This is a genomic window from Sphingopyxis sp. (assembly GCF_036402335.1).
In the GTDB taxonomy this organism is placed as follows: domain Bacteria; phylum Pseudomonadota; class Alphaproteobacteria; order Sphingomonadales; family Sphingomonadaceae; genus Sphingopyxis.
The window spans coordinates 1-6,126 of sequence record NZ_DASWTD010000085.1 but is presented as its reverse complement, the minus strand read 5'-3'; the positions used below and the strand labels follow the sequence as shown (position 1 = coordinate 6,126).

Annotated in this window: 7 protein-coding genes and 2 pseudogenes; 1 reads left to right on the top strand and 8 read right to left on the bottom strand. The window is 67.8% G+C overall.

What is annotated here, in order from left to right; translation table 11 throughout:
* The 6 genes and pseudogenes from VGD20_RS02605 to VGD20_RS02580 all read right to left on the bottom strand — a co-directional run.
* Nucleotides 1-835: pseudogene (locus VGD20_RS02605) on the bottom strand (ATP-binding protein); the annotation flags it as partial.
* 93 nt (nt 836-928) lie between these two features.
* Nucleotides 929-1,114, bottom strand: coding sequence for a hypothetical protein (locus VGD20_RS02600; protein ID WP_024310655.1), 186 nt, complete (start codon nt 1,112-1,114; stop codon nt 929-931).
* Entirely contained in the window at nt 1,111-2,385 is a 1,275-nt protein-coding gene (locus VGD20_RS02595) for a hypothetical protein (RefSeq protein WP_331132953.1), read from the bottom strand. The genes VGD20_RS02600 and VGD20_RS02595 overlap by 4 nt, the downstream gene beginning before the upstream one ends.
* Nucleotides 2,382-3,587: a helicase HerA domain-containing protein gene (locus VGD20_RS02590; RefSeq protein ID WP_331132952.1), complete on the bottom strand. Its 1,206-nt coding sequence runs from the start codon at nt 3,585-3,587 to the stop codon at nt 2,382-2,384. Before VGD20_RS02590 ends, VGD20_RS02595 begins: the two co-directional genes overlap by 4 nt.
* A gap of 16 nt (nt 3,588-3,603) precedes the next feature.
* On the bottom strand, nt 3,604-4,158 hold the full coding sequence (locus VGD20_RS02585; protein ID WP_010408935.1) for a hypothetical protein: 555 nt from the start codon (nt 4,156-4,158) through the stop codon (nt 3,604-3,606).
* Between the two features lie 11 nt (nt 4,159-4,169).
* On the bottom strand, nt 4,170-4,838 hold the full coding sequence (locus VGD20_RS02580) for a DUF7007 domain-containing protein (protein ID WP_294444962.1): 669 nt from the start codon (nt 4,836-4,838) through the stop codon (nt 4,170-4,172).
* Between the two features lie 173 nt (nt 4,839-5,011).
* Here VGD20_RS02580 and VGD20_RS02575 point away from each other — a divergent pair, with 173 nt between their 5' ends.
* Nucleotides 5,012-5,194, top strand: a complete 183-nt coding sequence (locus tag VGD20_RS02575; RefSeq protein WP_016510257.1) for a CsbD family protein — start codon at nt 5,012-5,014, stop codon at nt 5,192-5,194.
* On the opposite strand, the gene VGD20_RS02570 is transcribed toward VGD20_RS02575, so the two are convergent.
* Complete coding sequence (locus VGD20_RS02570; protein ID WP_062126486.1) at nt 5,166-5,603, bottom strand: HNH endonuclease; 438 nt, start codon at nt 5,601-5,603, stop codon at nt 5,166-5,168. The genes VGD20_RS02575 and VGD20_RS02570 overlap by 29 nt on opposite strands.
* 43 nt (nt 5,604-5,646) lie before the next feature.
* Nucleotides 5,647-6,126: pseudogene (locus VGD20_RS02565) on the bottom strand (hypothetical protein); the annotation flags it as partial.

Sequence of the window (6,126 nt, the reverse complement as noted above, 5' to 3'; positions counted from 1 at the left end):
AGATCGCGAGCCGGACCGCATCGCGCAGGGCGGCGATGCCGGTGTTCTCGACCACTTCCTTGCGCGCCGGGAGGACGAGCTGGATTTGCGGCGCGTCGAAGATGTCGACCCGCGCGATCCAGTGGCCGCCCCGGTCGACTTCCTGAACATACGGCAGGTCGCACGGGATGGTCAGCCCGTGGAAGTTGAGGCGTCCGTCGCGCGAGGAATAATGCGAGGGGTGTTTCTGGAACACGCCGATGCGCACGCCGTACCATTCCTCGACATGGACCGCGTCCTTCAGCCAGTCCTCCTGCGGAAGGACCGCGCCGTTCCAGGTCACGGGAACCGGATAATGTTTGGCGGCGCGGGCCACGTCGCGCTCGAGCGTCTTCAGCCACTCGTCGGGCACGCGCACGGTGATCGCGGTGCCGCGCATGATCGGATCGGGTTCGATCGCGATCGGGCGGCTCGTCTCCCACGCCGAGGCCGGGATATGCGCCATCCAGCCCTGGCGGTCGGGTTTCGAGAAGGAGCGGATGATGACGTCGCGGCCTGCGAGGCTGAACACGCCCATGCCGGCGGGATCTTCGGCGCGGCGCGTCTCGTCGGACCAGCCCGAGCGGCCGAGCGTGACGATGCTCACCGGATCGGCGATGCCGTGGCCGTCATCGGTGATGTGCAGGAAGTGCTCGGCGCCGGCGCCGTTCAGCGCGAGCGCGACGCCGGTCGCACCGGCGCGGCGCGCGTTCTGGAGGAGTTCGCAGATGACGTCGAACGCGGTATTGTTGAACAGGCGCGTGACCTTGGCGATCGTCTCGGGGGCGACCGCGGTCGCGATGGTGGCGGGAATCATGGGAGTGCGCTCCTGGAAAAGGGCTCAGGCGTCCGTCACGCCTTCCCTCCCCGCTCCCTCTCTCCTTCATCGGCGCATCGGGCCGAGCCCTGGTCAGCCTGCCTTGCCGTCGCGGAACGCGCCGACCACGGTGCCCGCGTCCCAGTGACCGCTGAGGATACCGCGACGCGGGACCGAGTTGATCGCATAGCGCCGCGCCGCGAGGAGGCGGGCACGCCGGGTGTCGCGGTCGATCGGCGCGCCGGTTGCGATATCGCGGGCGAGGCGAAGCGGCGTCATGGCTTTTCCTCATCGATTGTGCCGGGGATGGCAACATGGTCGGTGACGCCCGTTCCCGAAGGATCGAGCGCGATAATTTCGGCGAGCGTCCAGGGGGCTGCGCGGCGCGGGCGACGCGAGAAGCGAAGCTCGTGCTTTTCGGCATATTTGTGGACCGCTGGATATTTGCGGCCGATCGCTGCCGCAACATCAGGCAGCGCGACGCCGAAGTCGTGCGCGATGCGCAGCGCCCGGATCTCCTCTTCGGTCCATTTCCGGTGATAGCCGTGGACAAGGCCGAGGATGTTCGCGCGCGTGAACAGCGAAGCCTTGGTGCGACCCATCTTCGTCGCCAGGGCGTCCATCGGCATCGTGCCGTAAAGGTCGCGCAGCCTTTCCAGATCATTGTCGCTCCACACCGGCCCGCCCCGGAACCCGTCGCGGTTGGCATGTGTGCCGCGCAACCCGAGATAGTCGGCGCGCCAGCGGATAGAGCATTTCGTGCGGCCGAGCCTGGTCGTGAGCGGGGTCAGGCTTGCCCCGTCGGCATAGGCGCGGATGAGCAGTGTGTCTTCGTCAGGGGTCCAGTTGCGGCCCCATCCCCGGCCATAGCCGAGCTTGCGCAGGTGCGGCCCGAAGCCAGCCTTGGTCCTGCGCGGAAAGCCCTCTGTGGCGAGAATGTCGATGATCGCGATATAACGAAGCCCCTCCCCGGCCAGCGTCAGCGCCCGCGTCGCCTCGGCCTCGGTCCAGTCAGCGGGCTTGTTGGGATGGCGCAAACCGAGCGCGTTGGCACGGGTCGCGGTGCCGGACAGCGGGCGTCCGATCAGCGTGGCGATCTGTGCGATCGGGATCGCCTGCGCGTAGCCGGCGCGCAGCTGGGCATCCTCCCAGTCGCTCCATTTTGGAGGATTTCCTTCGGTCAGCCCGAGCACGCCCGCGCGGGCATAGACGCTGGTGCAGGCGCGGCCGAGATCTCCAGCGAGATCGGCCGTGGGGCGAAGGCCATATTCGCGGGTGAGCCATGCGTCTTCGTCGGTCGACCACGGACGCGACGAATTGCGGCGCAGGCCCAGTTTGGCGATCTTGTCGCGCACGCCGGCGCGGCCGCGACCGAGCGCGGCGACGATGTCGTCGATCGCGGCGTCGTCGCAGAACATGCGTTCGACCGTGGCGATCTCGTCGGGGGTCCAGGCATCGTGCCGGAACGGCATCTCGCGCAGGCGCCAGCACGGCTCGGGCAGCTTCGGACACGCGACCAGCTCGACGATATCGGGCGCGAGGTCGGTCACAGCGACACCACGGCGACGTCGCTCAGCCGCGCGCGCAGCCGTGCATGCAGGCGGGCGATGCGGTCGTCGCCCTTGGGCATGGTGTCGACCGCGGCGATCGCCGACAGGAGGTTGAGCGCGCGGTCGGTGCGCTCGGCGTCGAGCGACAGGTGCCGTGCGAGGTCGCGCGCGGTGCTGGCGTTGGGGGAGATGCGCTTCAGCGCGTCCATGATCGCGGCCGCGTCGGTCGCAGCGGGATCGAGCAGGAACGCGTCGAGCGCGCGCGTGCCCTTGAGGGCGATGGCGGGGCCGTGGTCCGCGACCTCGGCCAGGCCCGCGAGATCGAGCAGCTTCGCCGCCTCGTCGGCATCGACGGACGCGGCGGCACGCAGTTCCGGGGTCTTGCCGAGATGTTCGGTGATGGTGGGATCGATATGCGCCAGCACCGGGGTTGCCGACAGCGCCGGACCCATCGCGAAGAAATCGCCGGGGGCGAGGTTGCGCAGCAGGTCGACGTCACGCGCGGGAAAGCCGAGCAGGTCGGCCGCGCGCGCGATGTCGCGGTCGAAGACGTTGAGCCCGACCAGCACGTTCTGCAGCTCGGACACGACCGAGGTGGAGAGCTTCGCGAGGCGCTGGGTGGCGATGACGGGGGCGAGACCGCGCTTGCGGCCGCGCGCGCACAGGTCGGTCAGGGTGGCGACGCCGAGCCGGCGGGCATCGGCATCGAGCGCGGAACCGGCGACATGCGGTGCGAGCAGATGGCCCTCGTCGATGCACACCAGCATGGTATGCGCCCAGTCCTCGCGCGGTGCGCCGACCAGGCCGGCAAAGAACGCGGCTGCCTTGATGATCCGCTGGTCGGGATCGAGGTCGGTGAGGTCGATGTGCATCGACAGCCGATGTCGCCGGCTGCGCGTCGCCGCGGCCGTCAGCCCGTCGGCGGTGAGTTCGACCGCGCGGATCGTGGTCGCGCCGATATGGCGGGCGAGGTTCTCGAATTCCCCCTCGGGGTCGACGATCGCAAGCGTCGTATAGTCGAACGCCTCCTCGATGATCCGGCGCAAGGTCCTGCTCTTGCCCGCCCCGGAGCTGCCCTGGATGAGCAGGCGTCCGGCAAGCAGGCGATCGAGGTCGAGGCTGAGCGTGCCGGTCGAATGATGGCCGAGCGGTACGCGATTGTCCGCGGCCTCGGGCGCGCGAATCGGGGTGACACAGGTCATGGCGTGGTCCTCCGGGTCAGGCGGCGTCGGCATCAGGGGGCGCCGGATCGTTGGCTGGGATGGCGGGAGCGTCGGGATCGGGAGCGGGCGCACCATCGAGCGTCCGCCATTCGAGCATGTCGTCGCTTTCGCGCTCGCAGTCCTGGCAGGTGGTGGAATCGTAGGTGCTGAGCAGCACCCAGGCCTGTTCGGGCTCATCCCAGGCCGCGACGGCGTCCTTGGTGACGTTGTCGCTGCCGCAGTCGTCGCACACCGGCTTGACCCGGGAGGCGGCAGGCGAGCACAAGCGATCCCCGGTGCAGATCGACCAGTCACCGTAGAATTTGCCGTCGTAGGGCAAGCAGTCGCCGGCGAGCTGAATGGCGTGTTCGCCGTAGCCGTCGTGGAAATGAATTTCCGTATCCGGGAAGAACTTTTCCAGGATCGCCTCCGCGCCGCGGATCTTCACCTCGCTGCCGTAGGTGGTATGGACATAGTCGAGCGGGCCGATCGCGGGGCCTTCGCAGCCCCAGCTTTCGACGTCCTCGTCGGGCGTGGCGCGGCCGTGGAACAGATAGAGATAGACACTCATGGCGTGTCCTTTCAGCTGGTTGGGAGGAGATGCGCGAGCGCGCTCGCGTCGACCTGCTTGGAGATCGGAGCGGTGCTCTCGACGCGGACCGCGCCGAGACTCTGGAACGTCTCCGGCATCTGGCGGCGTTCGTAGCGATCCTTGTCGACGAGACCGTGGATCGGCTCGCCTTCGTGGCGCGCGAAGCCGAGCGCATCGACGCTGACGACACGGCGGAAGACGCAGCCGACCTTGCCCTCGGGCACCCAGTCCGCCCAGGAACCTGAGGCCGAGACGCTTTCATACTGGCCGATGACCGCCTGATAGGCGGCGCGGCGGCGAACGACATGGCTGTCGTGGATCGACACCTCCTCGCCGGTCAGCGCGGTCCAGCGATCGGGATGCCAGCAGCGGACCGAGCGGCGCGCATTCTCGACCTGCAGGGCGATGCCCGGAATGGGCAGGCGGCGAAACTCGCTGCCGAAGGCGTAGAGCACCAGCGCGTAATCGACGTCTTCCTCATAGTAAGGATCGTCGCGGCGCAGCGCCTCGGGCATCGCGGCCTGGCGTTCGTCCGACAGGACATATCCGCCATGACTGGGTGTCGATACGCGCCAGATGCCGGGCAGGACCTGGTCAGCGCGGTCGGGTGCGTCCCAGGGTGTCGTCTCAGGGCGTGGGCTGGGCTGGAACCGGGTCATCTGTCGTCTCCCTCAATGGATTCGACAGATTCCCTCTCTCTCTCCTCCCCCTCGGCAGACCGGGATGATGGCGGCAGGCAGGGTCGTTCATGGTGCAGCCGTGACTGGCCGCACGGATCGCGCTCACGCGCAAAGTGTTCTCAGTCCTGATATTTCACGACAGGAGATCGATCATGGGTGAAGCAACCGACAAGCTGAAGGCGGCAGGCAACAAGCTGGCCGGCAACGTCAAGGAAAGCATCGGCAAGGCGACCGATAACGCCAGTCTCGAAGCCGAGGGCAAGGCGCAGAAGGTCAAGGGCGCCGGTCAGGACGTCAAGGGATCGGTCAAGGGCGCGCTCGGCGACGATATCTGACCCCCCCGACCTTCGATGACACGATCGGGCCGCTTCGGGCAACCGGGGCGGCCTTTTCCTTGCGCGCCGGGAATCCGGGATTTCGAGCGCCACCTTTGAAGATCGACTTGAGGCTGCGCGGGCGCTCGGCTAGCCGTGCCGCGACCACGGTCATCCAGATCGCATCGCACCCCGTGGACGGCCTCGCGCCGCGCGCCTGATTGCAGCGCAGATGCTTCAGCAGGCCGTTCGACAGCGATCGCCGTCCACCCGCGCTGCGCAGCGTGACATGGTCGAACGTCGGGTAATCGGGATGATGGCGGGCGAGGCGCCGCGGGCTCGGCAGGGGCATCCCGCATCCGGCGCACAGCGACGACTGCGCCCAGCGCAGGATCCGCCGCTGGTTTCTGGCTTGGGTGGTCGATGCCATGATGCGAGAATGGTGGCCCTGGATTAAATTCCTGCCAACGACGTCATCCGATGTGCAGCTGGTCAAGCACGGCGGTTTCGAGACTGTCGCCTTCGAGATCCTCGGCATGGATCGTCACGACGGGGGCGATCTCGCGAAGTTTCTCGACCTGGCGCAGCTTCAGCCCGAGCGCATCGGCGTTGTCGCCGGTGACGACCTCGAGCGCCGCCTCGATCACCTCGCCGGTGGTGAAATCACGCAGGTCGAGAAGGAGGTCTGGACGCATCTCGCCGATCGACGTCGCGATATCGAACAGGAGCCGCTTGAACCCGACGCCGATGCCGCGCCGGCGAAGCCGGTACTGGAGATCGAGCAGGCCGACGATCGTCTTGCGTTCGGCGAGATTGTGGATCGCGACGAAATTGGCGGGGCGCGCGATCGGCTGCGCATAGGCGCGCAGGCACGCATAGCCCTCGCGCGGGTTGTGCTCGCCGACGACGGCCAGGACCAGATACGGCGGTCCGATGTGGCGCTGGTGGACGCC

Bases quoted from the DNA above. Each gene is read 5' to 3' on its own strand.
- VGD20_RS02575 (WP_016510257.1), top strand. From the start codon at position 5,012: ATGGGTGAAGCAACCGACAAGCTGAAGGCGGCAGGCAACAAGCTGGCC.
- VGD20_RS02600 (WP_024310655.1), bottom strand. From the start codon at position 1,114: ATGACGCCGCTTCGCCTCGCCCGCGATATCGCAACCGGCGCGCCGATC.
- VGD20_RS02585 (WP_010408935.1), bottom strand. From the start codon at position 4,158: ATGAGTGTCTATCTCTATCTGTTCCACGGCCGCGCCACGCCCGACGAG.
- VGD20_RS02580 (WP_294444962.1), bottom strand. From the start codon at position 4,838: ATGACCCGGTTCCAGCCCAGCCCACGCCCTGAGACGACACCCTGGGAC.
- VGD20_RS02570 (WP_062126486.1), bottom strand. From the start codon at position 5,603: ATGGCATCGACCACCCAAGCCAGAAACCAGCGGCGGATCCTGCGCTGG.
- VGD20_RS02590 (WP_331132952.1), bottom strand. From the start codon at position 3,587: ATGACCTGTGTCACCCCGATTCGCGCGCCCGAGGCCGCGGACAATCGC.